Here is a 23,859-nt window from a genome sequence, read left to right as displayed (position 1 = left end):
CGTTCAGCCTACTGGTGCGGCGGGGGCGGCCCCGAGCGACGCGGTGGAGGAGTCACGGACCACGCCGATCGTCTCGATCGTGAGGGGAGCGGCGGTCGCCTCGCTGTAGGAGAGGACGGGGAGGCCGTCGGTCTGCGCCGACACCAGCCGCCGCACGGCGGGACGCAGCGAGGGGGCGCAGACGAGCACCGGTTCACCGCCGTCCGTCGGCGTCGCCACGGCCTGCTTCACCGACGCGATCACCGCTTCCATCCGCGGTGGGTCGAAGACGATCTGCGAGCCCTCGTCGCCGGGGCGGAGACTCTCCAGCATCGCCTGCTCCAGCAGCGGGGCGATCATGACGACCCGGAGGGTGCCGTCCTCCGCGAAGCGGGAGGCGATGGCCGGCCCCAGGGCGGCACGGGCGGCCTCGATCAGGCCCTCCGGGTCGGTGGAGGTCTTCGCACGGAGCGCGAGCGCCTCGTAGATGCGGCTGAGGTCGTTGATCGGCACCCGTTCGGCGAGCAGCCCCTGCAGCACCCGCTGGACCTCCGCGAGCGACAGCAGCGCGGGGGTGAGCTCCTCGACCGCCGAGGGGGAGACCTGCTTCAGGGCGTCGGTGAGCTGACGCACGTCCTCGCGGCTGAGCAGGCGGGCGGCGTGCGTCTGGATCACGCTCGACAGGTGGGTGATGATGACGCTCGCCCGGTCGATCACCGTGGCTCCGGCGAACTCGGCGCTGTGGCGCATCTCCATCGGGATCCACTTGCCCTCGAGACCGAACACGGGGTCGAGGGCGGCGGTCCCCGGCAGGCTGTCCAGGCCCTGCCCGAGAGCCAGCACCGACCCGGTCGGCGCGGTGCCCCGCCCGGTCTCGACGCCCGCGATGCGGATGACGTAGGTCGCCTGGGGGAGCTCGATGCTGTCCCTGGTGCGCACGGGCGGGGTGACCAGACCGAGGTCGAGCGCGATGCGCCGCCGCAGCGCCTTGACCCTCGCGAGGAGGTCGTCGGGGCCGCCGGTCACCAGATCGACGATGTCCGGGGCGAGGAGGATCTCGAGGGGGTGCACCCGCATGCGCTCGATGAGCTCCTCCGGCTGGTCCACCGGCGCGGTAGCGGGTGCCTGCGCCGCCTCCGCCTCCTCCCGCTTGCGGGTCGCGGTGATGCGCTGGGCGATGAGCAGCAGCAGGGCGCCGATCACCAGGAAGGGGAGCATCGGCATGTGCGGGATGAGCGCCATGACGATGGCCGCGGACCCCGCGATGATGAGGGCGTTGCGCGACTGGCCGAGCTGCGTCGATGCGGCCGATCCCATCTCGGCCTCGGCGGTCGAGCGGGTGACGATCATGCCGGTCGAGACCGCCATGAGCAGCGCAGGGATCTGGGTGACGAGGCCGTCGCCGATCGTGAGCAGGCTGTAGGTGCTCACCGCCTGGTCGATCGACATGCCGTGCTGGACGAGGCCGATCGCGATGCCGCCGACGAGGTTGATGATGATGATCACGAGTCCGGCGATCGCGTCGCCCTTGACGAACTTCGAGGCGCCGTCCATCGCGCCGTAGAAGTCGGACTCGGCGGCGACCTCCGCCCGGCGCTCGCGGGCTTCGGTGTCGCTGATGAGGCCGGCGTTGAGGTCGGCGTCGATGGCCATCTGCTTGCCCGGCATCGCATCGAGCGTGAACCGGGCGCCCACCTCGGCCACGCGCTCTGCACCTTTGGTCACCACGACGAACTGGATCACGACGAGGATGAGGAACACGACGGCGCCGATGATGAGCGAGCCGCCCACCGCGATCGCCCCGAACGCCTCGATCACCTGTCCCGCGTACGCCTCGCCGAGGACGAGGCGGGTGGAGGCGACGTTGAGCCCGAGCCGGAACAGTGTCGCCACGAGCAGCAGCGAGGGGAACACCGAGAAGTCGAGCGGCTTCTTCACGAACATCGACGTCAGCAGGATCACCAGCGCGAACATGATGTTGAGGATGATCAGCACGTCGAGCAGGAACGGCGGCACCGGGACGACGAGCAGCATGATGATGCCGACGACGCCGATCGGCACCCCGAGCGTGGTGAGGAGCTTCTTCATACGGTCCTCCGGTAGGGGAGCGAGTGGATGCCGCGGGCGGCGCCTCGGCGCCGCAGCGCGTCGACGAACACGAGGACCCGTGCCACGGCGTTGTAGAGGTCTTCGGGGATCTCCTGGCCCAGCTCGCACGCGGCGTGCAGAGCGCGGGCGAGGCTGATGTCGCGGACGAGGGGGACGCCGGACTCGAGCGCCTTCTCACGGATCCTCTCGGCGATGACGCCGCTGCCCTTCGCGACGACCCGCGGGGCGGAGGTGCCGGGGTCGTATTCGAGCGCGATGGCGATGTGCGTGGGGTTGACGACCACCACGTCGGAGCCGGCGACCGCGGCGATCATGCGGTTGCGGCTCACCGCGAGCTGACGCGACCGGCGCTGCTGCCGGATGAGCGGGTCGCCCTCGGAGTTCTTGTTCTCGTCGCGCACCTCGCGCTTGGTCATGCGCGTGTGCTTGCGGTTGCGGCGCATCACGACGAACAGGTCGATCGCGGCGAGCACCAGACCCACGGCGATGGCGGTCTGCAGCAGGGCCGCGGTGCCGTCCGCCGCGGTGCCGAGCAGCCGGGACACGGAGTGCGCGCCGCTCGCCGTGAGCACGGGCATGAGCCCGGAGATGACGACCCACAGGGCGAGGGCGATGGCGGCCGTCTTCAGCAGCGCCTTCGCCCCCTCCCACAGCGCCTGCAGGCCGAACACCCGCCGCACGCCGGAGACGAGGTTGAACTGCTCATAGCGCCCGGACAGCTTCCGCAGGTGCACGCCGCCCTGCACCACCGCGCCGAACAGCGTCACGATCGCGACCGCGGCCAGCAGTGCGCCCAGCGTGGGCAGCACCGAGGCGAGGGCCCGTCCGAGGGCGGCGAGCGCGGCTTCCGGAGAAGGCGCCTGCATGAGCCCGGCGAGGGTCACCAGCTGCTCGGTGCCGGCGGCGGTCCCCGCGGCGATGGCGGCGGGCATCATGACGGCGGCGGCGCCGATGCCGAGCCACGCCGTGAGGTCCTGGCTCCGGGCGATCCGGCCCTTCTGCCTGGCCTCCCGGAGGTGCTTCTCGGTGGCCTTCTCGCTGCGTTCGCCGCTGTCCGAGCCGCTCACGGTGTCACCCCCTGCATCAGGCGGAACGCCTGGGTGGCGAGGGCGTCGACGATTCCCGGGAACGCGACGTACACGGCGCCCGCGAGCAGGAGCGTGAGGAGGATCTTGACGGGGAAGCCCATCGCGAAGGCGTTGAGCGCCGGCGCCACGCGCGTGATGAGACCGAGCCCGACGTCGGCGAGGAAGAGCACCAGGACGAGAGGACCCGCGATCTGCACGGCCGCCAGCACCATCTGGGACACCCCGTCGACGAGCAGCTCGGCGGGTCCCGCCACGCGGAAGATGCCGTCGACCGGCACCGCGTCGAAGCTGCGGGCGAGCCCGGCGAGGATGAGCTGATAGCCGCCGGAGGCGAAGAGCAGCGTCAGCGCGGTGAGGTGGAAGAGCCGGGTGAACTGCGCGCCGTTGACCATCGCCGCCGGATCGAAGGCCTGGGCGAGCTGGAAACCGCCGAACACGTCGATCAGGCTGCCCGCGGCCTGCACCGCGGAGAAGCACAGCAGCACGAGGAAGCCGAGCAGGGCCCCGGTGAGCAGCTGGATCACGAGCGCACCGAGGAACGGCCCGGTGTCCAAGCTCTCGTACCCGGGCGCGACGGCGGCCCCCACCGCGAGCGACAGTCCGATCGAGAGCATCGCCTTCACGCGCACCGGGATCGCCCCGTACGAGAACGGCGGGGCGATCATGATGAACGCCGTGATGCGCACGGCGGCGAGCAGGGTGGCCTCCAGCCACGCGAAGTCGATCGGAATGAACACGGGCTCATCCGCTCAGCAGCGACGGGATGCGGGCGAACATCTCGTTCGTGAAGGCGATGATCTCGGCGATCATCCAGTTCCCCGCGATGAGCAGGGCGATGCCCACCGCGACGATCTTCGGCACGAACGACAGCGTCACCTCCTGCACCTGGGTGATGGACTGCAGCAGCGAGATCGCGAAGCCCACCACGAGCGCGGTGATGAGCATCGGGGCGGCGAGCTTGGCGGCGATCAGCAGCCCCTGGGCGCCGATGTCGAGGACGGCTTCGGGACTCATCCCACACCTCCGTAGCTCTCCAGGAGCGCTTTGATGATGAGCCCCCACCCGTCGACGAGGATGAACAGCAGGATCTTGAACGGCAGCGAGATCATGACCGGCGGGAGCATCATCATGCCCATCGACATCAGCGCCGCCGCCACGACGAGGTCGATCACGAGGAACGGCACGAAGATCACGAAGCCGATGATGAAGGCGGCCCGCAGCTCGGAGATCATGAACGCGGGGATGAGCGTGTACATCGGCACGCTCGCGGCGTCCTCCGGATTGTCCTGCCCGGCCATCCGGGTCATCAGCGCGAGGTCCTCCTCGCGCGTGTAGTGCAGCATCCACTCCCGCAGGGGGGCCTGCCCGACGTCCACGGCCTGCGTGAACGTGAGCGCCCCGTCGATGTACGGCTGCACGGCGAGCGTGTTGATCTCGGTCAGCACGGGCCACATGATGAACAGCGAGAGGAACAGCGACAGGCCCGCGAGCACCTGGTTCGGCGGGATCGTCGGGAGGGACAGCGCGTTCCTGGTCATGGCGAGGACGACGAAGATCTTCGTGAACGACGTCATCATCAGCAGCAGCGCGGGGGCCACCGACAGCAGCGTGATCCCCAGGAGGGTGAGGATCGAGCCGGACGGCCCGCCGTCGATGCCGTTGATGTCGATCGTCACGCCCTCGCCGTCGTCCGGGGTGACCTCCGCGTGCGCGGCGGTGCCGGTGAGGGCGATGAGGACGACGGCGAGGAGGATCGCGACCGCGACGAGGACGAGCAGCCGCGAGGCGCGACCGCGATCGACGGCACGGGTCGCGGTCATCGTGCGCGCCGGAGGGCCTCGGCGGTCTGCCGCCAGGTGTCGGGGGAGAGGATGGAGCCGCGGAGCGGGTCGTTGCGGTGCCGCACGCGGCGACGGAGTTCCGGGACCGGGGCGACCGCCGGCGGCGCGCTCGTGAGTGCGGCGGCGGCGAGGATGCGGTCGAACTCGGCGTCGTCGGCCGTGCGGGTGGCCGCCGGGTGCCCGACCTCTGAGTCCGCGGGCTCCGGCCGCAGGGGAAGGCGTCGACCACGCTCACACCGTGCTCGGTGACCCCGAGCACGTAGCGGGCGTCGTCGGTCTGCACGACCACGAGCTGCGCCTTCGGACCGATGCCCTGCCGCCCGAGCACCGTGATCGCCTCGGCGTCGCGGCGCCGCGCCTGGGTCTTCGAGACCCGGCGCTGCAGGAACCAGAGCAGCCCGAGGACGGCGGCGAGCGACAGCCCGACCCGCAGCGCGAGCAGGAGGTCGTCCAGGGTCAGGCCTCGACGTTCTCGAGGATGCGGGTGATCCGCACCGCGTAGTCCTGATCGACGACGACGACCTCGCCGTGCGCGATCGTGCGGCCGTTGAGCTTGACGTCGGCGGGGGCGCCCGCGGAGCGATCGAGCTCGACGATGCGGCCGGGCTCGAGGTCGAGCACGTCGCGGACGGCCATGCGGGTGCGGCCGATCTCCACCGTCAGCTCCATCTCGACGCCCGCGATGCGGTGCAGGCGGCCGTCGGCCCCGGTCGGGCGCGCGGGGCGGTGGGTGATCCGCACGGCGAGGCGGCCGATGGTCCGCTCGGTGTGGTCCACGAGGTCGAAGAGCTGGGTCTGCGGGTCGGCGAAGACGGCCGAGGCGTCGCCGACCGCGGCCTCGCCGAGCAGGCCCGGACCGAGGGCGGTCGCCGCGGCCTCGAGCGCGTCCAGCAGCCGGTCGGTGAGCGGGCGGTCCCCGAGGCCGTCGACGAGCACGTCGGCGTCGAGGAGCTGCACGGCGAGCTGGGCGCTCGCCTCGCCGACGAACTGCGCGACCACCGCGTCGCCGGTGTCGCCGGACACCTGCGAGGCGCGCGCGGTGACCGGTGCGGCGGTGGGCAGCCGGGCCGCGAACGCGGCGGCGACGGCGGACTCGTAAGCGGTGGTGCTGATCACGCGGACTCCTGAGCGGGGGCGGTTTCGGGGACGGTGGCGGTCACGACGCAGGCGAGCCGGGCGCCCGCGCTGCCGACGGCGGCGGTCGCGACCGTCTGGTCGCCCACGGTGAGGAGCAGGGGACGGTCGGCGGCGTGCGGCAGGGGCAGCAGGTCGCCGACGGCGAGATCGAGCACCTCGCGGGGGAGCACCGTGCGGGGGGCCAGCCGCAGCGCCACCTCGACCGGGGCGGCTTCCACCTGCCGCCGGACCAGTCCCGGGGTCTCGGTGCGGTCGGCGTCGGAGGCGCGTACCGCGAACCCGGCGAGGACCGACGCGGGGAGCATGATGCTGGCGGGCACCGTCCGGCCGCCGTGGCGCATCGACAGGCGGGCGACGATCACCGGCTCCCCGGCGGCGGCCACCTGCGCGAACTGGGAGCTGTACTGGATGCCGGCGACGGCCACCCCGGCGGGCAGCAGGCCGTCGAGACTGCCGGTGAGGTGGTCGATGGCGTCGGCTATCAGCGATCGGATCAGCGCCTGCTCGATCGGGGTGAAGGTGCGGTCCTCGGCGGTGGACGTCGATCGTCCTCCCACCATCTGCACGATCCACGAGGTCGCGGTCGGGATCGGCACCTGGACGATCATGCGCTCGTCCGAATCGGGGAGCGCGCACACGATCATGGTCGTCGTGGTGGGAAGCGACTGCGCGTACTCGCCGTACGTGAGCATGCCGACGTGCTCGACGGCGATGGTGGCGCGCACGTGGATCTTGCCGGAGAGCTGGGCCGACCACTGCCGGGCGAACGTCTCGAACGCGAGCTCCAGGGTGCGGGCGTGCTCGCGCGACAGCGTCGCCGCGCGTCCGAAGTCGTAGACCTCGACGTCGGCGATCGCCGTCTCCGCGCGCGCCCGAGAGCGCACGCCGTCATCCATCACCACGAACCCGACTATCGGGCGGTGAGCGGCGTGCGTTAGGGACGGGTCAGGGGGAGGTCTGCGCGGCACCCGCGGCCGGGATCAGCGCTCGCACCTCCTCGCTGGCATCGGAGAGGATGACGATGTCCACCCGGCGGTTCTCCGCGAGCTGCTCCGGCGTGCTGCCGGCGGCGACCGGGCGGGTGTCGCCGAACCCGACGGACTTGAGGTGGGCAGGGGGCAGGCCGGCGGCCTCCACGAGGTAGCGCAGCACCTGCGTGGAGCGCCCGGCGGAGAGCTCCCAGTTGGTCGGGAAGGGGGCGACCGAGCCGCGGGCGTCCGCGTGCCCCTCCACCGAGATCTCGTTGGGGGCCGAGACGAGGACCGATCCGAGCGCATCGAGCACCTGCGTCGCGGCCGGGCTGAGGTCCGTGCTGTTGGTGGTGAAGAAGGTCTCCGCGCTCACGAGTCCGATGGTCAGACCGCGCTCGTCGATCGTGAAGGTGACGTCGGCTTCGAGCCCCCGGTCCGCCAGCACCTGGCGCAGGCGCTCGCGGAGGGCGGAGAGCTCGTCGAACTCGCGCTGCGCGGCCTCCAGCCCGGTGTCGGCGAAGTCCTCGCCCTCGTCGTCCACGAGCTCGGGCGGCACGACGACGCCGCTGGTCACGTCGATGTCGTCGGAGGGCTCCTGGCCGAAGCCGGTCGCGAGGGACGCGCTCAGGGCCTCGAACTTCTCCTGGTCGACGGTCGACATGGCGAAGAGCACGATGAACATGCACATCAGCACCGTCACCATGTCGAGGTAGGACGCCATCCAGCGCTCGTCCGGCCCGCTGTGCTCGGACTCCTGGACGCGGCGTCGGGTGCGCACGCTCATGAGAAGAGGTCCTCGTGCTCGGCCGCCGCCTCCGCCGGCTGCTCGCGGCGGCGGGAGCGGCCGGGGGAACGGTCGGAGACGAGCGCGCTCAGGCGCTCGCGGACGTGCGCGGGGGCGGCGCCGGCCTGGACGGCGAGCATGCCCTCCATGAGCACCGTCATGCGCTCGAGCTCCAGCTCGCCCAGACGCTGCAGGCGGCCGCCGATCGGGAGCCAGATGAAGTTCGCCGACAGCAGGCCCCACAGCGTGGCGACGAAGGCGGCGGCGATCATGGGTCCGAGCGTGTCCGGCTTGTCGAGCTTCTCCAGCACGTGGGTGAGGGAGACGACCGTGCCGATGATGCCGACCGTCGGGGCGAAGCCGCCGAGGGTCATGTAGAAGCGGGAGGCGGTACGGTTCCGGGCGGCCGTGGACGACAGCTCGTCCTCGAGCAGTACGCGGAGGTCTTCCGCGTCGGTCCCGTCGGCGATGCTCTGCAGGGCCTGCCGCAGGAACGGATCCTTCTCCTCGTCCAGCCCTTGCTCCAGCGCCAGGAGCCCTTCGGCGCGGGCCTTCTCCGCGTAGCCGACGACCGTGTCGATGGTGCTCTGCGCGGTGCGGCGCTCCCCGCGGAACGCGCGGGGGAGGGACTTCACGGCGTGCAGGGCGTCGCGCAGCGTGCCGCTGGCCAGCCCGACCGCGATCGTGGCGCCGAAGACGAGCACCATCGGCGCGGGCAGGAGGAGCGACCCGATCGTCGCGCCCTCCAGGTTGATCATGGCGATGAGGGCGCCGAACGCGAGGACGAGCCCGAGGATGAGAGACGGATCCATCAGGCGTCCCCTCCCGTGACGGATACGGCGGGAGCGCCGACCTCGTCGCCGGCCGCGACCAGTGCGGCCGCGGTCGCGAGGATCCCGGCGCGGAAGCGGGTGATCCGGGCGATCACGTCGTCCATCGTCTCCGTGACGACGAAGGTCGCGCCGTCGACCATCATATCGTCGTGTCCGGCGTGGCCTGGACACGTTCGATCAGGTCGGGGTTCACCGCGAACCGGGAACGGTTCAGGCGCGTGAGGACGATCATGGGCTCCATCCTGGAAAAAGCTCGCCCCGCCCGAGAGCGGGGAACCGACGGCCCGTCCTGGGCTGTCGGAGAGGACTGTCGGCCGGGTGCTGCGGCGCGTTAGCGCGGGGTCGGACCGAGCGGGGATCTTTCTCACGGCGGGCGCGTCGTCGCCGATAGGGACCAGGGGCGGGGGACGATGAGCAGCGGGCGAAGGGAGCCTTGTGCGGGATCGGAACGTGGAGAAGGCCGCGGCGACGGCGGCCGAGGAGTGCGGCTGCGCGCCGACCCCTGCCGAACGGGGCGCGCTGTGGAACCAGCCGGTCAGCCGGCGCCATGCCTTCGGGATCGGCGCGCTGGGCGTCGTCGCGCTCGCCGCCTTCGGCGTCGGTTCGGGGGTCACGGCCGCGCATGCCGCGTCGTACCCGAGCTGGGACGACGTGCAGCGCGCGAAGAACAACGAGGCGGCCAAGGCCGGCGAGGTCACCCGGATCCAGGGGCTGATCCAGTCGCTCGAGCGCAAGGTCGCCGAGACCCAGGCGGCCGCGCAGGTCGCGTCGGATGAGTTCTATGAGGCGCAGCAGGCGTACTTCGCGGCGATCACGGAGGCGGAGACGCTGCAGGCTCAGGCCGATGAGCAGGCGGCGCTCGCCGACGAGACCGCGAAGAAGGCCGGTCAGATCGCCGCCCAGCTCTATCGCAGCGGCGGGGACGACACCGCCCTGGAGCTGTTCTTCGCGGGGTCGGGTGCCAACGCCGACGAGCTGCTGTCGCGCCTCGGCACGATGAACAAATTCCTCGAGTACAACCAGACGACCTACGACAACGCCGTCTCGGCGCGCGACACCGCCCAGGCGCTGACCGCTCAGGCCGACGTCGCTCGGGACGAGCGTGACCGCCTGCAGCAGGTCGCCGAGCAGAAGATGGTCGCGGCGCAGCAGGCGGCGGACGCCGCGCAGGCGGCGCTCGACGAGCAGGCGGCGAACCTCGAGACCCTCAAGGCCCAGCTGGCCGCGCTCAAGGACACCACGACGAAGACGGTCGCGGGGTATCAGGCGGGCGTCGAGAAGCGCCGACGGGAAGAGGAAGCCCGCCGCAAGCGCGAGGCCGCTGCGGCGGCCGCGGCTGCCGCAGCGGCCGGCCGCGGGACGAGCGGCGGCGGCGGTGGTGGCGGTGGCGGTGGCTCAGCGGGCAGCGGCGGATGGGTACGTCCGCACGGCGGCGCACGCAGCTCGAGCTACGGCCCGCGCACCCCCATCTGCGGTCCTCAGGGATGTTCGTCGAGCTTCCATTACGGTGCGGATCTCGCCAACGGCTGTGGTGCCGCGATCTACGCCGCCAACTCCGGCACGGTCGACTACGCGGGACCGAACGGGAACTACGGCAACTACATCCGCATCCAGCACGGCGGCGGCATCAGCACCGGGTACGCCCACATCAAGCCGGGCGGCATCAACGTGCGCAGCGGCCAGTGGGTGCGGGCGGGTCAGGTCATCGCGTATGCCGGCGATACCGGCCGCTCGTTCGGCTGCCACCTGCATTTCGAGGTCTACATCAACGGCGGGTACACGAACCCCGTGCGCTTCATGGAGCAGCGCGGCATCTACGTCTGACCCTGCCGAAACCCCGGTTACGCGCCGAGGCCCCGCCGTATCCACGTGAATACGGCGGGGCCTCGACGCGAAGACGGGGTCTCGCGGGAAGGGCTCAGCGCTTGAGGTTCGTGAGCTCCTGCAGCACCTCGTCGCTCGTGGTGATGATGCGGGCGTTTGCCTGGAAGCCGCGCTGAGCGACGATGAGGTTGGTGAACTCCTGCGAGAGGTCGACGTTCGACATCTCGAGTGCGCCACTGATGATGCCCCCGAGACCGCCGGTGCCCGGCTGTCCGAGCTCGGCCTGACCGGAGTTGCCGCTCGGACGGAACTGCGAGGAGCCGACCTTCTCCAGGCCCCCGGGGTTCACGAACCCGGCCAGCGCGATGCGGGCCAGCACCTGGGTGTCGCCGTTGCTGAACGTGCCGACGAGGCTGCCGTCGTTGGTCAGCGCGTAGGAGCTCAGCGTGCCGGCCGGCTTGCCGTTCTGCTCCTTGATCGCGATGTCGCTGACGTCGGCGAAGCCGGTCACACCGGACAGGTCGACGGTGACGCCGCCCGACACGATGCTGCCGGCGCCGTTCTGCACGCCGTCGGTGAAGGTCAGTGCGGTGCTCGCACCCGCCCCGTCGGTGACGTCCCACCCGGTCGCGCTGCGCGTGAACGTCAGGCGCAGGGTGGACGCGGAGCCGTCGGCGCCGTACGTCTTGATGTCGCGCACGAGCGTCTCGCCGACCGCGGCGCCGGAGGGCAGGTTGCCGGTGGCCCGTGCCGTGGTGGTGGCGGCGGCCGGGCTGAGGGCGCCCACGGGGAGGGTGATGTCGCCGATGCCCTGACCGGGGACGATGGCCCCGTTGCGGGCGGTCCAGCCCTGGACGAGGGCCCCGCCGGCGCCGACGAGACGACCGCTCGCATCGAAGGTGAAGCCGCCGTTGCGGGTGTAGAGGGTCTCGCCGCCGGAGCGGACGACGAAGAAGCCGTCGCCCGAGATCATCAGGTCGGTGGGCACGCCGGTCGGCTGCGGGGCGCCTCCGGCGAAGTTGGTGCTGATGCCGGCGACCTGCACACCCAGCCCGACCTGGGCGGGGTTCTGTCCGCCGGTCGCCTGCTGCGGCAGCATCGAGTTGCGCAGGAGCTGCGAGAGGGAGTCCTGGAACTGCACGGAGGACGCCTTGAAGCCGGTCGTGTTGACGTTGGCGATGTTGTTGCCCGTGACGTCGAGCATGGTCTGGTGCGAGCGGAGTCCGGAGATTCCGGAGAACAGGGAACGGAGCATGGTGGTGCCTTTCTGGGGAGCGGGGTCAGGCAGCGGTGCCGGGGACGAGGGAGACGCCGGAGACGGCGTCGAGGGGGATCGACTTCTCGCCGATGGTCACGGTGGGGATGGCACCCGCATACGAGACCGCGGTGACGATGCCCTTCTGGGTGATGCCGTCGGCGTCGACGTACTGGGCCTCCTGCCCGAGGAGGGCGGCGGCGGTCTGCCGCATGCTGAGGGCGAAGCTCTCGGTGCTCGTCGAGGCGAGCGCCGTCAGCTGCTCCATGGATGCCAGCTGCGTGGTCTGCGAGATCATCTCGTTGGTGTTCATCGGCGAGCTCGGATCCTGGTTGGTGAGCTGGGTCACGAGCAGCTTGAGGAACACCTCGGAGTCGAGGGTCTTCTTGCGCTCGGTCGCCGGCGTCGTGCTGCCGGTCTGCACACCGGACGTCGGCGTGGCACCCGGGGGCAGGGTGCCGGTGATGGAGTCGACCGTGGTCATGGAGTCCTCTCTGGTCAGGCGTAGACGTCGATGCCGCCGGTGGGCGCGGCGGGCGGTGCGGGCGGGGGCGGGGATGCGGCCGGTGCCGAGGTCGGGGGACGCGGGACGGGCTGCGGGCGCGGGGTGTCCTGGTCACCGTTCCCGGTCTGGCCGTGCGTCGTCGCGCCGTGCTGGGGCGAGGAGGACGAGCCGTCCCCGGTGCTGAGGCTGAGGGTGGCGTGCGGCGCGGCGACCGCGAGGTCCCGGCGGAGATCGACGAGGAGAGCGCGGAGGGCGTCCCTGCCGATCTCGCTCGGGGCCTGCAGCTCGATGCGGAGGGTGGAGCCGGCGATGTGGGCCCGCACGGTGACGGGACCGAGGTTCTCCGGCGAGACGGTGAGCGTGATCCGGTGGTCGCCGTCGGGGGCTTGGGCCAAGGACAGCACCGGGGCCGCCACCTGGGGGAGCAGGGCCGGGCGGACCGGCGCGGGGACGGTGCTCGGCGGCGCGACGGGGGCGGTGGCCGTGGCGGCGACCGGGCTCGGCGTGGTGGCGGACCGGCCGCGACCGGGTCGATGCTCGTCGGGCCCGCCGGCGCGGCGGTGACCGGCGCGGGGGCCGAGGGTGTCGGGGGCTGGGAGGAGGTCTCGGGGACGGTCGTGGCCTCGGTCGGGGGCTCGAGCGTGGCCGTCGCTCCGTCCGGCGCCGGACCGGCGAGGCGGGACATCCGGCCTTCCGACCCCGTGCTCGTCCCGCCGTCGGCGCCGGCGCGCGCACCCGCCGCTGCGTCGACGGACGAGGCGGGCGGGGACGGCACGACCGCTTCGATCGTCGGAGGCGCCGTCGTCGGAGCCGACGACGGGAGAGCGGCTGCCGACCGGACCGCTCCGGCCTCGATCGGTGCGGCGTCCGGCGCCCTGCCGGCCGCCGCGGGCACCGCATCCGCACGAGGAGACGTCGCCGCAGGGGCGGCCGCGTCGATGGCGGGCAGGGTTGGCCCGTTGCTGGCGGGCAGTGCGAGCGCGTCGATGCCGGGGCGGCCGGACCGCGGGAGACGGAGGAGCCGGGGCGTCCTCTCCGTGCGGCGGCGTCGGGACCGCGGTCGAGTCGGCATCCGACGGAGCGACAGGCAGCACCGCTGGCGGAGCGATCGCGGACCCGGAGGACGACGGGGCGGGGAGCGGAGGCGGCGTGGCGACGGCACCGCCGGCGGGAACGGCTGCCGTGGTGCCGTCGCTGCCGGTGGCGGCGTCGGCCGCGGTCCCCTCGGGCGACTCGGGGCCGGCCGGCTCCGTCTTCCGCGCGGCATCACGCACGGCATCGGCGAACGTGGCGGCTCCGGGGGCGCCGCGGGGCACCGGGGCTGTGGGGCGCACGGGGCGCACGTCCAGAGCCGCGAGGAGGTCGAGGGCGGTCATGCCGGGTTCTCCGTCCGCGATCGGGAGGCGATCTCGTCCAGTTCCGCCTGCTCTGCGCGCAGGTCTGCCGTCCGCACTGCTTCCGCGTGGTCGTCGGCGAGCCGTTCGAGACCGCGGAGAGTGCGCCGGGCGTCGGCGTGCGCGGACCGCGCCTCGGCGACCGTCTCCTGTTGGAGGTCGGCGAGCGCCGTGAGATCGGCGAGCAGGGCGCGACCGGAGACGCGGGCTGCGGCGAGCGCGGCGAGCGCACGCACGTCCACGGCCTCCGTATCGGTGCCGGCCAGATGTGCGCGCAGGACCCGGTCCCTGGCTTCGGTGTGCTGCGCGTCGATGACCGCGCGCGACAGGCGCTGCGCCGCCGCGCGTTCCTGGATCTCCCGCACCCGCAGGAGACCGGCGAGGGAGAACCCTCTGCTCATGACACCCCCTCGAAGGCGGAGACCAGGCTTTCCAGCCGCATCCAGGACTCCTCGATCGGACTCGTCTCGTCGAGCGGCTGGGTGAGGAACGCCGAGATGACGCGCTCGTGCGCGATCGCCGCGTCGATGCGGGCGTCGGCACCGGCGTGGTAGGCGCCGATGTCGATGAGGTCGTTCGCCCGGCGTCGCGCCGCGAGCACCGCACGGAGGGTGGCGGCGTGGTCGCGGCGCTCCCGGCTCGTGACCTTGCCGGCCACGCGGGAGACGGATCCGAGGACGTCGATCGCGGGGTGATGACCGGCGAGCGCGAGGGCGCGATCCAGCACGACGTGGCCGTCGAGGATCGAGCGGACGGTGTCGGCGATGGGCTCGTTGTGGTCGTCGCCGTCGACGAGCACGGTGTAGATGCCGGTGATGGAGCCGGTGCGGTCGGTGCCGGCGCGCTCCAGCAGCCCGGCGAGGAGGGAGAAGGTGGAGGGCGGGTAGCCGCGGGTGGCCGGCGGCTCGCCCGCGGAGAGCCCGATCTCGCGCTGGGCCATGGCGACCCTGGTCAGCGAGTCCATCATGAGGATGGCGTGTGCGCCCTCGTCACGGAAGGCCTCCGCGATGCGGGTGGCGGTGAAGGCGGCGCGGATGCGGGCCATCGCCGGCTGATCCGAGGTGGAGACGACGACGACGGAGCGCGCGAGTCCCTCCGGGCCCAGGTCGTCCTCGATGAACTCGCGCACCTCGCGGCCTCGCTCGCCGACGAGGGCGATGACGGTGACCTCGGCCTCGGTGCCGCGCGCGATCATCGACAGCAGCGACGACTTGCCCACGCCCGATCCCGCGAACAGGCCGACGCGCTGACCTCGGCCGACGCTGACGAGGGTGTCGAGCGCGCGCACGCCGAGGGGGAGCGGGGTGTCGATGCGATCGCGCTCCATGATCGAGGGGGTGTCGTGATCCAGGCTCACCTGCGGCGCCGCGAGCGGACCCTTGCCGTCGATGGGACGCCCGAGGCCGTCCAGGACCCGGCCCAGCAGCGCGCGTCCGGTGGGAACGCGCACCGGGCCGCCCCGGCCGCGCACCGGGCGCCGACGATGAGTCCGGCGACCGGGGCGAGCGGCATGCAGCGCAGCCCGTCTTCGCCCGTCGCCACGACCTCGGCGTCGATGCCGTCGAGCGTCACCACGTCCCCGATGGCGCCGTCGAGCCCGCGCACCTGCACGCTGAGTCCGCGCACCTGGGAGACCTCGCCGATGCGCTCCGGCCGCGCCGCCTCGAGCACCGCCGCCCAGGAGCTCACGGCGTGCCCTCCGCGAGGGCGCGGCGCGCGCGCTCGAACGCCGTCTCGACCCTCGCGTCGATGACGCCGTGCGCGAGCACGGCCACGGCGTCGCCGCGGGCGAGGGTGTCGTCGGCGACGAGCGGGAATGCGGCGAGGTCGTCTCCGGTCTCCGCGGCGAGGAGCCGGAGATCCTCCGGATGGACGCGGAGGCTGCGTACCGCGGCCGGCGCGGTCGCGCTCAGGGCGCGGCGGGCCGCAGCGGCCGCCGCGGTGCCCGCATCGCTCAGCTCGGCCGCGAGGAGGAGCTCCGCGAGGTCGATCGCGTGGGAGAGCACCTGGGTCGTCGCGGCGGCCTCCAGTTCCGCCTCCCGCTCCGCCAGGGAGCGTGCCGCGGCGTGCAGGGCCGCCACCGCGGCGGCCATCTCCTCGGCGCGATGGCGCTCCCGCTCCGCCTGCTCGGCCGCGGCGGCGCGGTGCGCGGCTTCGGCGTCGGCCGTGCCCGCCCGGAAGCCCGCGGCGTGGCCCTCGGCGTACCCGCGGCGGCGCGCGCGCTCCTGCTCCCCGCGGTGGTCCGAGCCGCCGAGCCGGGGGAACGCGGCGGGGGCGAAGGCGTCAGTAGACATACTCGTCCTCGTCGGCCCGCTGCACGGTGATGTCCCCGGCGGCCTCCAGCGCCCGGATCGTGCGGACGATCTCGGCCCGCGCCTCCTCGACCTGGGAGACGCGCACGGGGCCCAGCGACCTGGCCTCCTCGTCGAGGTTCTCGCGGTTGCGCTCGGACACGTTGCGGCGGATGAGGTCGACGATCGGCTGCTGGGCGCCCTTGAGGGCCAGCGCCAGCGACCGGATGTCCATGCCCCGCAGCACGCGCTGGGTGTCCCGGTCGTCGAGCTTGACGATGTCCGCGAACGTGAACATGCGCGAGCGGATGTCCTCCGCGAGGGCGCTGTCGCGGTCCTCGATGCTCGCCAGCAGGGCCTTCTCGATGGTGGCCCCCGAGCGGCCGATGATCTCCACGAGCGGCTCGACGCCGCCGAGCACCTCGGGGCTGTCCCGCGACGCGAGGCTGCCGGTCCGCGCCTTGAGGGCGTCGGCGACGATGGCGATGGCCTCCTGGGAGGCGGTGCCCATGGTGGCGATGGCCTGCGCGACGTCGGTCCGGGCGGGGTCGGGCAGCGCGGCGAGCACGGCGGCGGCCTGATCGGCGGGGAGGTGCGCGAGCACGAGTGCGACGGTCTGCGGCAGCTCGCCGTCCAGGAGCGTGGCGAGATGGGCGGCGTCGGCGGAGGCGAGGAAGTCGAACGAGGCGCTCATCGACGTGGAGCCCACGCGGCCGAGCACGGCGGCCGCCCGCTCCGACCCGAAGGAGGCCTCCAGGAGCCCGGCGGCGATGTCGCGCCCGCCGCGGGCCGGGGGCAGGTGCCCGGCCGCGATGCGATGGAACTGTCCCAGCGCCTGGGCGGTCGTCTCCGCATCGAGGTCCTGCAGCCCGATGATCTCGGTGGCGACGGCCTCGGCCTCGGTCTCCGAGAGATGCTTCATGACCTCGACGGCCTGCGCGCGGTCGAGGTTCATGAGGACGATGGCGGCCGTCTGCCGATCGGTGAGTCCGCTCATGCCCGTGACCTGTCGTCGATGAGCGTGCGCAGCAGCTCGGCCGTGCGCTGCGGGTCCTGCCGGGTGAGGGCGTCGATCTCGGCACGGCGGCGCTCGAGGCTGATCTGCGCGGGCTCGGGCTCGGGGTCCGGGTCGAGATCCGGCACCGGCTCGAGGAAGGCGAGCGGGGTTGTCGGCGCCTCCAGCACGGCCGTCGGTGCGTCGGCGGAGAGCGCGGCGAGCTCGGCGGGCCGGTCACCGAAGAGCTGGTCGAACTCCTCCACACCCGCCGCCTTCCGTCGGGACCGGATGATCAGCGCGGTGATCGCGGCGATGAGCGGGATGGCGATGGCAGCGGCGATGATGACGGTGTTCAGGAGCGCGGCCTGACGGGCGCCCTCTTCGGCCTCCTTCGCCGCCTGCAGCGCGGCCTGGGCGGCCTCGGCGTCCGTCTGGCTGAACGCGACGAGCTCGACGGCGAGTTCGTCGCCGCGGGTGCGGTCGATGCCGGCTGCGGTGGCGACGAGGTCGCTGAGCTGCGCGGAGCTGAGGTCTCCGCCCGCGCCGGCGTCCACGGCGACCGACACCGACTGCCGCAGCAGGTTTCCGGCGGGGGTGGACGTGCTCTCCGTGGCCTTGTTCACCGCGTTGGTGCGCGTCTCCTCGGAGGACCGGTAGGTGCCGTCGCCGTTCCCGTTCGGCACGGCGATGTTGTCCGGACCCAGGACCCCGGCTTCGGAGGTGGAGCCGTTGCTGTTCTGCTCGCGGACCTCTTCGGTGAGAGGGGGTGCGCCCTCGGCCGGCGTGTACGTCTCCTCGACGCGTTCGTTCACCGAGCGGTCGATCTCGGCGACCACCGTCACGGTCGCGTTGCCCGGGCCGACCACGGTGTCCAGCATCTGCTGCACGCTCGCGGCCACGCGGGCCTCGTAGTCGCTCGCCTGCTGGTCGAGGCCGCCGGTGGCCCCGCCGCCCACGGTCGACAGCGTCCGCCCGGTCTGGTCGACGACGGCCACGTTCTCCGGCTTCATGCCGCTGACGGCGGCCGAGGTGAGGTGCACGATGGCCTCGACCTGCTTCTGGTCGAGCGTCGTGCGTCCGGCGGTCTCCACGAACACGGAGGCCGTCGCGTCGACGGTCTCCGACACGAAGACGCTCTCCTCGGGGATCGCGAGCTGCACGGAGGCCGCGGAGACGCCGTCGATCGCGGAGATCGTGGCGGCGAGCTCGCCCTCGATCGCGCGCTTGTAGGTGACCGACTGCTGGAACTCGCTCGTGGTGACGCCCATGTCGTCGAGCAGCGAGTACCCGGCCGATCCGGCGCTCGGCAGTCCGGCGGACGCGGCCGCGAGCCGCTGGTCGTAGACGTCCTTCTCGGGGACGAGCACGGTGGCGCCGCCGTCGGCGAGCTCGTAGGGGACGGAGGCGGAGCGCAGCTGCTCCACCACGGCGTTCGCGTCCGTGGCGTTCAGCCCCGAGAACAGCGGTGTGTACGTGGGGCGGGTGAGCCAGCTGGACAGGGCGATGATGCCGAGTGCGAGCACGGCGATGCCGATGATGGCGATGGTCCGCTGCGCGAGCGAGAATCCGGCGATCACCCGCCGCATCCGCTGGAACGCCCCGGTCACTGCCGGGGGCATCAGGCCTGCATCCGCATGATCTCGTTGAACGCGTCGACGCCCTTGTTGCGGACGGCGGCGACGAGTTCGAGGGTGACCGCGGCGCGCGACGAGGCGATCATCGCGGCGTGGATGTCGTCGAGGTCGCCGGTCACGGCGGCGACCTTCAGGGTGTCGGACTCGGACTGCAGCGAGCGCAGCTCGTCGATCGCCCCGGTGACGCTGTTCGCGAAGGCCGTGTCGTCGCCGGTCTTCGCACCCGTCACGGGCGAGGTGGTCATGCCGAGGGACGAGGCGACGGCCTCGATGCCGGCGACGGCGCTCACGCGTTCCGCCCGATCTGCAGCGCCGCCTCGTAGGAGGTGCGGGCGCGGTCCACGATCGCCGCGCTCGCCTGGTATCCGCGCTGCGCGAGGATCAGCTGGCTCATCTGGTCTCCCAGGTCGATGTCGGGGTAGCGCACGTAGCCGTCGGCGTCGGCGAGCGGGTGGTCGGGCTGGTGCACGAGCCGGCCCTCGGCGTCGCCCTGGACGGTCCCGGCGACGTAGACCCCGGGGGACTGGTCGCTGGTCTGCGCCAGGATGTAGCGCGCCCGGAACGCCGCGCCGTCGGTCGACGTCGCGGTGTTGATGTTTGCGATGTTGTCGCTGATGGCGTCGAGCCACTTCCGGTGCACGGTCAGTCCCGTGCCGGCGATCCCGATGGCGTCGAAGGTCATGACGTCCTCATCGCGGTGCGCATCGAGGAGAACGATCCGTTCACGGCCTGCGTCGCGAACTGATAGCGGAGCATGGTGTCGATGCTGGAGAGGGTCTCGGTGTCGAGGTTCACGTTGTTGCCGTTCAGCCGTGTCGGCTCGAGGGATGTCCCGACCGTGGCGGACACGTCCCCGTCACCGGCGGCGATCGAGTCGGCGAGCGCGGCCTCGAACTGCACGCGCTTGGCGTGGTAGTCGGGGGTGTTGATGTTGGCGATGTTGTCGGCGATGGCTCGCTGGCGCAGCGAGAGGCCGTTCAGCGCACTGGTCAGTGCGGTGATGGTCACAGAGTCGAACACGAACCGGCTCCCCGTGTGTGGGTGAAGTGGCCGTTCCCTGGCCGAGTCTTGCGAGCCATCCGTGCTCTCGGGGGACTGTCGGCCGTCCGTGCGGTTTCGTTAGGAGGGTTCCTCACCCGTCCACGTCGAGGTAGGCGGGGGCATCGGGAGAGCGGGGTGCCGGCACGCGCCGGACGGCACCGAGGTGCTGCCGCAGCCCCTCGAGCTCCGACCGGGCGCGTTCCATGGCGGCGTGCTGCCGGTCGATCACCGCACGGGCGCGATCGGCCAGGTGCGGGGGGAGCGGGGAGGACGGCGGCGCCCAGGGGATGATGTCGTGCACCTCGACGGCTCCCGCCGGCGCGGCGATGATCCGGTCGGCGTCCGCTTCGAGCCGGTCGAGCAGCGCGGCCCAGTCCTCGTCCGTCATGCGCGGCCCTCCACGACGGCCAGGGCGGCGGCGTGCCAGGCGTCGCGCAGCGGCACGACGAGCTCGCGGCAGGCATGCGTGCGCTCCGGATCGCGGCCGATGTTGGCGCCGATCAGCGTCTGCGAGAGGAAGACGTACAGCGAGCGCAGCCCGGCGCTGCCGCTCCAGTCGTCGGTGAGGGACGACGACAGCTCGGCCACGATCGCCTGCGCGTGCTGGAGCTGGGTGTTGGCCTCGGTCCAGTCGGCCGCCCGCTGCGCCGTCTCGGCGCGTTCGATGTCGAGCAGGAGCCGGTCGTAGAGCATCGTGACCAGGCGCTCCGGCGGGGCGGACAGGATGGCGTCCTCGCGGTACCGCTGCTGGGCACGCAGGGCGGCGTTCATGCTCACGAGTCCGACCCGGAGCGGCTGCTCGGCAGCGCGTTGATCTGGGAGGCGAGGTACGACGACTGCGACTGCATCTGCGACAGCATCACCTCGAGGCGCGCGTACGTGCGCTCCAGCGACGCCTTGCGCTGCGCGAGGCGCACGTCCCAGCGCTCCATCTGCTCGCCGAGGCTCTTGACCTCGCTCTCCTGACCCGTGATCCGCGAGGTGAGCAGCCCGTCGTACTTGTCCGAGTACGAGGTCGCCGTCTGCTCCACGCGTGCCGCGACCGCGGAGAAGAGCGCGCCGACGGCCGCGGGGTCCTTCGCCAGCGCCTCGGAGAACTTCTCCTCGTCGAACGTGAGCTTGCCGTACATGTCGGTCGAGATGCCGATCGTGGAGGGCGAGACGCCGTCCACGGGGTGCTGCACGGCGTCGGCGAGGGCCGTCCGCAGACCGCGGATGGTGCTGTCGCCGGTGAAGACGCCGAGGGTGGTCTTCTCGCCCTGTCCCGCGGCGACCGTCGCCTTCGAGCCGTTGTCGATGCGGGTGAAGATGTCCGTGAGGAGGGCGATGAACTCGCCGGAGGCCTTGGTCCTGGCCTCGCGTCGACGGCGACGGTGACCGTGACGGGGGTCGTCGAGACGGTGGAGACCGTCACGTCGACGCCCTCGAAGAGATCGGTGAACGTGTTGCCGGACGAGGTGATGACCTGTTCGGCCGCCGTGCCGGCCCAGAGGCGCAGCTGCGCATCCGTGCCTGTGGCGATGACAGCGGCGCCCGGCTCCGTGGACACGTCCGTGGCGGTGCCGGCGGCCACCGCGGCGAGGTCGCCCGCGTAGACGCGGAAGCGTCCTGCCTCTCCGGACTCCTCGGCCCGGAGCTGCAGGCGGTAGACGGGGGTGCCGTCGGCATCCTTGCCGGCGGGGACGGCCGTGGCGAGGACACCGGTGTCGGCGTCGTTGATGGCCTGGGCGATGTCCTGCATCGACGTCGAGTCGGCCTGCACCTGGACGCGCTTCCCCGTGGCGTCCTCGAGCGTCAGGACGGGCGGGTCGGCGGGCCAGCGGCTCGCGGACGCGGAGACCACCGTGTGCGCCTGGGCGAGACGGTCGACGACGATGTCGGTCGACACGGGCGCCGCGCCGGTGCGCAGGGCGACCTTCACCGACTCGGACGACGCGCTGCCGGTGAAGCGGTCGAGACCGCCGGGCGCTGCGGCCTTCTCGGCGGCGGCGGCGAGGTTCTGCACGGCCGTGTTGAGGGTGCGCAGCTGCGTCATGACGACGTTCTTGTCGTCGATCTTGGCCTTGAGCAGCGTGCGGGGGATGGCGTGCACGTCCATGAGGGCCTTGATGACCTCGGTGGTCTTGAGCCCCGACACGAGGCCGTCGAGCGAGAGCGACATGCGGCTTCCCTTCTGTGTGCGGCGGGGCCCGGGCGACGGCCGAAGCCGTCACCCGGACCCCCGGAGTGATTCCGTGCGGCGGCGCGGATCAGCGCAGCAGCTGGAGCACGCCCTGGTTGGCCTGGTTGGCCTGGGCCAGCATGGCCGTTCCCGCCTGCGACAGGATGTTCGCCGACGTGAACTTGACCATCTCGGACGCCATGTCGGTGTCGCGGATACGGCTCTCGGCGGCGGCGAGGTTCTCGGCCGACACGTTGAGGCTGTTGATGGTCGACTCGAAGCGGTTCTGCAGCGCACCGTAGCCGGCACGTGCGGTCGAGACCGCCTGGATCTGCGTGTCGATGCCCGCCAGAGCCGCACCGTACGATGCCGCGTCGGTCATGGTGCCGGCGAGCGTCTCGATGGTGGTGCCGAGGTTGGCGAAGTTGGTCAGGCCGACCGAGATCTGGTCCTCGGCGGCGACCGCGCCCGCACCCACCTGGAACGTCAGCGTCGTGCCGCCCGAGAGCAGCTTGATGCCGTTGAAGTTGGTGCTGTCGGCGATCCGGGTGAGCTCGTCGGCGAGGGCGCCGATCTCAGTCTGGATCGCTTCGCGCGACTTCGCGTTGTTCGAGTCGTTCGCACCCTGAGCGGTCAGGTCGCGCACGCGCTGCAGGATGGAGTGCACCTCGGTCAGGGCGCCTTCCGCGGTCTGGATGACCGAGATGCCGTCCTGGGCGTTGCGAGCCGCGACGTTCAGGCCGTTGACCTGCGAACGCAGGCCCTCGGAGATCGCGAGGCCGGCGGCGTCGTCCGCGGCGCGGTTGATGCGCAGACCGCTCGAGAGCTTCTCGAGCGACTTCGACAGGTCGTTCTGCGTGTTGGACAGGTTGCGGTAGGCGTTGAGCGCGCCCACGTTGGTGTTGATCTGCATACCCATGAGGGTTTCCTCCGTGATGTGTTGTGCAGGAGACCATCCGTGGTCTCCTGCCCTCACCTATCGGCGGAGGATGCGGACGCGTTAGGCGGGGGCGGCGGCGCGGAAGACCTCACCGATCCGGACGCCGGCGGCCTCGGCGATGCGGCCGAAGTACGCATCCCGCGCGGCGGGCGAGACGCGGGTGGTGGTCGTGGTCTCTGTGCCGCCCTCGGCGAAGTAGCGGTCCAGGGCGTCGCGGAGCAGGCGCACCGCCTCCGCCCGCTGCTGCGAGACGGCCGAGTGGGTCACGCCCAGCTCCTCGGCGATCTCCTTGACGGGGCGCTCCTCGACGTAGACGGCCACGACGATGCGCCGCATGCGCTCGGGGAGAGCGGTGATGGCGTGCTCGAGCACCTCTCGTCGCTCGCCGACCAGCGCGGACTCCTCGGGGAGAGGGATGTCGGCGACGAGGTCCCGCGTGGCGGGGTCGTCGAGCGGGGCGACGGTGCGCGCGGCGTCGGCGAGGGCCTCCACCACCGCCTCCTTGGGTGAGCCCATGGCGGTGGCGATCTCGGTGGCGGTCGCCGTTCGACCGAGGGCGGCGGTGAGGGTGTCGCGGACGGCGACGGTCTCCTTGATGCGCTTGCGGATGCCGCGGGATGCCCAGTCCATGGCGCGCATCTCGTCGGCGAACGCGCCGAGGATGCGGCGGCGGGCGTACGCGCCGAACGGGACGCCGAGCGCGGGGTCGTAGGCGTCGGCGGCGGTCACGAGGGCGAGCGCGCCGACGGCGGCGAGCTCTTCGCGGGGGATATGGGTAGCCCGAGCATGGGTGTCTGCAGCGAGGTAGCCGACCAGGGGGAGGTTGGCCTCGACGAGGCGGTTGCGCTCAGCGCGCGACGACATGGGGGATGATCCACCTCTCTGGATGCACTCCGGAAGCTCCATGGCGAGGGGTAGATGGTCATATCACAAGGTCCGGGATATGTCCATGGGGAGCACTAACCGCCGCCAGTCCACATAGTAACCTTAGGGGCGCGGTGGCCGATAGAGATTTATGAACCGTTAACAGGCGGGCCGATCGCACCTGCGTGGGGCGGGGGATCGCTGGGGACAA

27 protein-coding genes and 3 pseudogenes are annotated in these 23,859 nt (G+C 72.1%); 1 reads left to right on the top strand and 29 read right to left on the bottom strand.

The genetic code is table 11. The features are described from left to right. Positions 1-3 precede the first annotated feature (3 nt). From AC2W7E_RS14720 to AC2W7E_RS14665, 12 genes and pseudogenes are all read right to left on the bottom strand, one after another. A complete protein-coding gene (locus tag AC2W7E_RS14720) occupies positions 4-2,067 on the bottom strand; it encodes a flagellar biosynthesis protein FlhA (protein ID WP_485989388.1) in 2,064 nt (687 codons plus the stop codon). Continuing rightward, the gene (locus AC2W7E_RS14715) at positions 2,064-3,155 is read right to left on the bottom strand and encodes an EscU/YscU/HrcU family type III secretion system export apparatus switch protein (RefSeq protein WP_025104368.1); all 1,092 of its coding nucleotides are present in this window, start codon (positions 3,153-3,155) and stop codon (positions 2,064-2,066) included. The genes AC2W7E_RS14720 and AC2W7E_RS14715 overlap by 4 nt, the downstream gene beginning before the upstream one ends. Continuing rightward, complete coding sequence (locus tag AC2W7E_RS14710; RefSeq protein ID WP_025104367.1) at positions 3,152-3,913, bottom strand: flagellar biosynthetic protein FliR; 762 nt, start codon at positions 3,911-3,913, stop codon at positions 3,152-3,154. Before AC2W7E_RS14710 ends, AC2W7E_RS14715 begins: the two co-directional genes overlap by 4 nt. A gap of 4 nt (positions 3,914-3,917) precedes the next feature. Next, positions 3,918-4,190 carry a flagellar biosynthesis protein FliQ gene (fliQ, locus tag AC2W7E_RS14705; protein WP_025104366.1) on the bottom strand — a complete coding sequence of 91 codons (273 nt, stop codon included), beginning with the start codon at positions 4,188-4,190 and terminating at the stop codon, positions 3,918-3,920. Next, a complete protein-coding gene (gene fliP, locus AC2W7E_RS14700) occupies positions 4,187-4,996 on the bottom strand; it encodes a flagellar type III secretion system pore protein FliP (RefSeq protein WP_071327508.1) in 810 nt (269 codons plus the stop codon). The genes fliQ and fliP overlap by 4 nt, the downstream gene beginning before the upstream one ends. A gap of 277 nt (positions 4,997-5,273) precedes the next feature. After that, a pseudogene (locus AC2W7E_RS14695) lies at positions 5,274-5,351 on the bottom strand (flagellar biosynthetic protein FliO); the annotation flags it as partial. A 122-nt stretch (positions 5,352-5,473) separates the two neighbouring features. Then, positions 5,474-6,133 (bottom strand): flagellar motor switch protein FliN, encoded by a 660-nt coding sequence (gene fliN, locus AC2W7E_RS14690; protein WP_378869796.1) that lies wholly within the window; start codon positions 6,131-6,133, stop codon positions 5,474-5,476. Next, entirely contained in the window at positions 6,130-7,050 is a 921-nt protein-coding gene (locus AC2W7E_RS14685) for a flagellar motor switch protein FliM (RefSeq protein WP_164498194.1), read from the bottom strand. Before AC2W7E_RS14685 ends, fliN begins: the two co-directional genes overlap by 4 nt. Positions 7,051-7,099: 49 nt before the next feature. Continuing rightward, the gene (locus tag AC2W7E_RS14680; RefSeq protein ID WP_025104361.1) at positions 7,100-7,909 is read right to left on the bottom strand and encodes an OmpA/MotB family protein; all 810 of its coding nucleotides are present in this window, start codon (positions 7,907-7,909) and stop codon (positions 7,100-7,102) included. Further along, on the bottom strand, positions 7,906-8,721 hold the full coding sequence (locus AC2W7E_RS14675; RefSeq protein WP_025104360.1) for a motility protein A: 816 nt from the start codon (positions 8,719-8,721) through the stop codon (positions 7,906-7,908). Before AC2W7E_RS14675 ends, AC2W7E_RS14680 begins: the two co-directional genes overlap by 4 nt. Beyond that, a complete protein-coding gene (locus tag AC2W7E_RS14670; RefSeq protein WP_485989387.1) occupies positions 8,721-8,885 on the bottom strand; it encodes a flagellar FlbD family protein in 165 nt (54 codons plus the stop codon). Before AC2W7E_RS14670 ends, AC2W7E_RS14675 begins: the two co-directional genes overlap by 1 nt. After that, positions 8,882-8,974, bottom strand: a complete 93-nt coding sequence (locus tag AC2W7E_RS14665) for a flagellar FlbD family protein (protein WP_485989386.1) — start codon at positions 8,972-8,974, stop codon at positions 8,882-8,884. The genes AC2W7E_RS14670 and AC2W7E_RS14665 overlap by 4 nt, the downstream gene beginning before the upstream one ends. A 218-nt stretch (positions 8,975-9,192) precedes the next feature. On the opposite strand from AC2W7E_RS14665, the gene AC2W7E_RS14660 reads away from it, so the two are divergent. Next, positions 9,193-10,566, top strand: coding sequence for a M23 family metallopeptidase (locus AC2W7E_RS14660; protein ID WP_485989385.1), 1,374 nt, complete (start codon positions 9,193-9,195; stop codon positions 10,564-10,566). Positions 10,567-10,660: 94 nt separating this feature from the next. Here the strand turns inward: AC2W7E_RS14660 and AC2W7E_RS14655 are convergent, their stop codons facing one another. The 17 genes and pseudogenes from AC2W7E_RS14655 to AC2W7E_RS14575 form a co-directional block, all read right to left on the bottom strand. Continuing rightward, positions 10,661-11,821: a flagellar hook protein FlgE gene (locus AC2W7E_RS14655; RefSeq protein ID WP_060923655.1), complete on the bottom strand. Its 1,161-nt coding sequence runs from the start codon at positions 11,819-11,821 to the stop codon at positions 10,661-10,663. Positions 11,822-11,846: 25 nt separating this feature from the next. Further along, on the bottom strand, positions 11,847-12,305 hold the full coding sequence (locus AC2W7E_RS14650; RefSeq protein ID WP_060923654.1) for a flagellar hook assembly protein FlgD: 459 nt from the start codon (positions 12,303-12,305) through the stop codon (positions 11,847-11,849). A 14-nt stretch (positions 12,306-12,319) separates the two neighbouring features. Continuing rightward, complete coding sequence (locus AC2W7E_RS14645; protein WP_485989384.1) at positions 12,320-13,702, bottom strand: flagellar hook-length control protein FliK; 1,383 nt, start codon at positions 13,700-13,702, stop codon at positions 12,320-12,322. Beyond that, positions 13,699-14,121, bottom strand: coding sequence for a flagellar export protein FliJ (locus tag AC2W7E_RS14640; RefSeq protein ID WP_060923648.1), 423 nt, complete (start codon positions 14,119-14,121; stop codon positions 13,699-13,701). Before AC2W7E_RS14640 ends, AC2W7E_RS14645 begins: the two co-directional genes overlap by 4 nt. Then, positions 14,118-15,409, bottom strand: a pseudogene (locus tag AC2W7E_RS14635) (FliI/YscN family ATPase). The gene AC2W7E_RS14640 and the pseudogene AC2W7E_RS14635 overlap by 4 nt, the downstream one beginning before the upstream one ends. After that, positions 15,406-16,014 carry a FliH/SctL family protein gene (locus AC2W7E_RS14630; protein ID WP_485989383.1) on the bottom strand — a complete coding sequence of 203 codons (609 nt, stop codon included), beginning with the start codon at positions 16,012-16,014 and terminating at the stop codon, positions 15,406-15,408. Before AC2W7E_RS14630 ends, AC2W7E_RS14635 begins: the two are co-directional and overlap by 4 nt. Further along, on the bottom strand, positions 16,004-17,008 hold the full coding sequence (gene fliG, locus AC2W7E_RS14625; RefSeq protein ID WP_025104351.1) for a flagellar motor switch protein FliG: 1,005 nt from the start codon (positions 17,006-17,008) through the stop codon (positions 16,004-16,006). Before fliG ends, AC2W7E_RS14630 begins: the two co-directional genes overlap by 11 nt. Then, the gene (gene fliF / locus AC2W7E_RS14620) at positions 17,005-18,627 is read right to left on the bottom strand and encodes a flagellar basal-body MS-ring/collar protein FliF (protein ID WP_025104350.1); all 1,623 of its coding nucleotides are present in this window, start codon (positions 18,625-18,627) and stop codon (positions 17,005-17,007) included. Before fliF ends, fliG begins: the two co-directional genes overlap by 4 nt. Beyond that, a complete protein-coding gene (gene fliE / locus AC2W7E_RS14615; protein ID WP_051582258.1) occupies positions 18,627-18,887 on the bottom strand; it encodes a flagellar hook-basal body complex protein FliE in 261 nt (86 codons plus the stop codon). The genes fliF and fliE overlap by 1 nt, the downstream gene beginning before the upstream one ends. Positions 18,888-18,928: 41 nt before the next feature. Further along, positions 18,929-19,324, bottom strand: a complete 396-nt coding sequence (locus tag AC2W7E_RS14610) for a flagellar basal body rod protein FlgC (protein ID WP_025104348.1) — start codon at positions 19,322-19,324, stop codon at positions 18,929-18,931. After that, positions 19,321-19,662 carry a flagellar basal body rod protein FlgB gene (gene flgB, locus AC2W7E_RS14605; RefSeq protein ID WP_025104347.1) on the bottom strand — a complete coding sequence of 114 codons (342 nt, stop codon included), beginning with the start codon at positions 19,660-19,662 and terminating at the stop codon, positions 19,321-19,323. The genes AC2W7E_RS14610 and flgB overlap by 4 nt, the downstream gene beginning before the upstream one ends. 112 nt (positions 19,663-19,774) lie before the next feature. Beyond that, positions 19,775-20,071 (bottom strand): hypothetical protein, encoded by a 297-nt coding sequence (locus AC2W7E_RS14600; RefSeq protein ID WP_025104346.1) that lies wholly within the window; start codon positions 20,069-20,071, stop codon positions 19,775-19,777. Next, on the bottom strand, positions 20,068-20,454 hold the full coding sequence (gene fliS / locus AC2W7E_RS14595; RefSeq protein WP_025104345.1) for a flagellar export chaperone FliS: 387 nt from the start codon (positions 20,452-20,454) through the stop codon (positions 20,068-20,070). The genes AC2W7E_RS14600 and fliS overlap by 4 nt, the downstream gene beginning before the upstream one ends. Before the next feature lie 2 nt (positions 20,455-20,456). After that, positions 20,457-20,981: a flagellar filament capping protein FliD gene (gene fliD / locus AC2W7E_RS14590; protein WP_485989393.1), complete on the bottom strand. Its 525-nt coding sequence runs from the start codon at positions 20,979-20,981 to the stop codon at positions 20,457-20,459. A 392-nt stretch (positions 20,982-21,373) separates the two neighbouring features. Continuing rightward, a pseudogene (locus AC2W7E_RS14585) lies at positions 21,374-21,781 on the bottom strand (flagellar cap protein FliD N-terminal domain-containing protein); the annotation flags it as partial. A gap of 151 nt (positions 21,782-21,932) precedes the next feature. Further along, entirely contained in the window at positions 21,933-22,763 is an 831-nt protein-coding gene (locus AC2W7E_RS14580; RefSeq protein WP_025104343.1) for a flagellin N-terminal helical domain-containing protein, read from the bottom strand. Positions 22,764-22,844: 81 nt separating this feature from the next. Then, positions 22,845-23,648, bottom strand: coding sequence for a sigma-70 family RNA polymerase sigma factor (locus AC2W7E_RS14575; RefSeq protein WP_025104342.1), 804 nt, complete (start codon positions 23,646-23,648; stop codon positions 22,845-22,847). Positions 23,649-23,859: the final 211 nt, after the last annotated feature.

Source organism: Microbacterium sp. CFSPD4_SD4, assembly GCF_057364585.1.
The sequence above is the reverse complement of the archived record's forward strand: the minus strand, read 5'-3'. Positions and strand labels throughout refer to the sequence as shown.

Excerpts from the sequence above, each read along its gene's own strand:
- AC2W7E_RS14720 (WP_485989388.1), bottom strand. The coding sequence starts at position 2,067 with ATGAAGAAGCTCCTCACCACGCTCGGGGTGCCGATCGGCGTCGTCGGC.
- fliQ (WP_025104366.1), bottom strand. The coding sequence starts at position 4,190 with ATGAGTCCCGAAGCCGTCCTCGACATCGGCGCCCAGGGGCTGCTGATC.
- fliP (WP_071327508.1), bottom strand. The coding sequence starts at position 4,996 with ATGACCGCGACCCGTGCCGTCGATCGCGGTCGCGCCTCGCGGCTGCTC.
- AC2W7E_RS14685 (WP_164498194.1), bottom strand. The coding sequence starts at position 7,050 with ATGGATGACGGCGTGCGCTCTCGGGCGCGCGCGGAGACGGCGATCGCC.
- AC2W7E_RS14680 (WP_025104361.1), bottom strand. The coding sequence starts at position 7,909 with ATGAGCGTGCGCACCCGACGCCGCGTCCAGGAGTCCGAGCACAGCGGG.
- AC2W7E_RS14675 (WP_025104360.1), bottom strand. The coding sequence starts at position 8,721 with ATGGATCCGTCTCTCATCCTCGGGCTCGTCCTCGCGTTCGGCGCCCTC.
- AC2W7E_RS14670 (WP_485989387.1), bottom strand. The coding sequence starts at position 8,885 with ATGATGGTCGACGGCGCGACCTTCGTCGTCACGGAGACGATGGACGAC.
- AC2W7E_RS14665 (WP_485989386.1), bottom strand. The coding sequence starts at position 8,974 with ATGATCGTCCTCACGCGCCTGAACCGTTCCCGGTTCGCGGTGAACCCC.
- AC2W7E_RS14655 (WP_060923655.1), bottom strand. The coding sequence starts at position 11,821 with ATGCTCCGTTCCCTGTTCTCCGGAATCTCCGGACTCCGCTCGCACCAG.
- AC2W7E_RS14650 (WP_060923654.1), bottom strand. The coding sequence starts at position 12,305 with ATGACCACGGTCGACTCCATCACCGGCACCCTGCCCCCGGGTGCCACG.
- AC2W7E_RS14645 (WP_485989384.1), bottom strand. The coding sequence starts at position 13,702 with ATGACCGCCCTCGACCTCCTCGCGGCTCTGGACGTGCGCCCCGTGCGC.
- AC2W7E_RS14640 (WP_060923648.1), bottom strand. The coding sequence starts at position 14,121 with ATGAGCAGAGGGTTCTCCCTCGCCGGTCTCCTGCGGGTGCGGGAGATC.
- AC2W7E_RS14630 (WP_485989383.1), bottom strand. The coding sequence starts at position 16,014 with ATGTCTACTGACGCCTTCGCCCCCGCCGCGTTCCCCCGGCTCGGCGGC.
- fliG (WP_025104351.1), bottom strand. The coding sequence starts at position 17,008 with ATGAGCGGACTCACCGATCGGCAGACGGCCGCCATCGTCCTCATGAAC.
- fliF (WP_025104350.1), bottom strand. The coding sequence starts at position 18,627 with ATGCCCCCGGCAGTGACCGGGGCGTTCCAGCGGATGCGGCGGGTGATC.
- fliE (WP_051582258.1), bottom strand. The coding sequence starts at position 18,887 with ATGACCACCTCGCCCGTGACGGGTGCGAAGACCGGCGACGACACGGCC.
- AC2W7E_RS14610 (WP_025104348.1), bottom strand. The coding sequence starts at position 19,324 with ATGACCTTCGACGCCATCGGGATCGCCGGCACGGGACTGACCGTGCAC.
- AC2W7E_RS14600 (WP_025104346.1), bottom strand. The coding sequence starts at position 20,071 with ATGACGGACGAGGACTGGGCCGCGCTGCTCGACCGGCTCGAAGCGGAC.
- fliS (WP_025104345.1), bottom strand. The coding sequence starts at position 20,454 with ATGAACGCCGCCCTGCGTGCCCAGCAGCGGTACCGCGAGGACGCCATC.
- AC2W7E_RS14580 (WP_025104343.1), bottom strand. The coding sequence starts at position 22,763 with ATGGGTATGCAGATCAACACCAACGTGGGCGCGCTCAACGCCTACCGC.
- AC2W7E_RS14575 (WP_025104342.1), bottom strand. The coding sequence starts at position 23,648 with ATGTCGTCGCGCGCTGAGCGCAACCGCCTCGTCGAGGCCAACCTCCCC.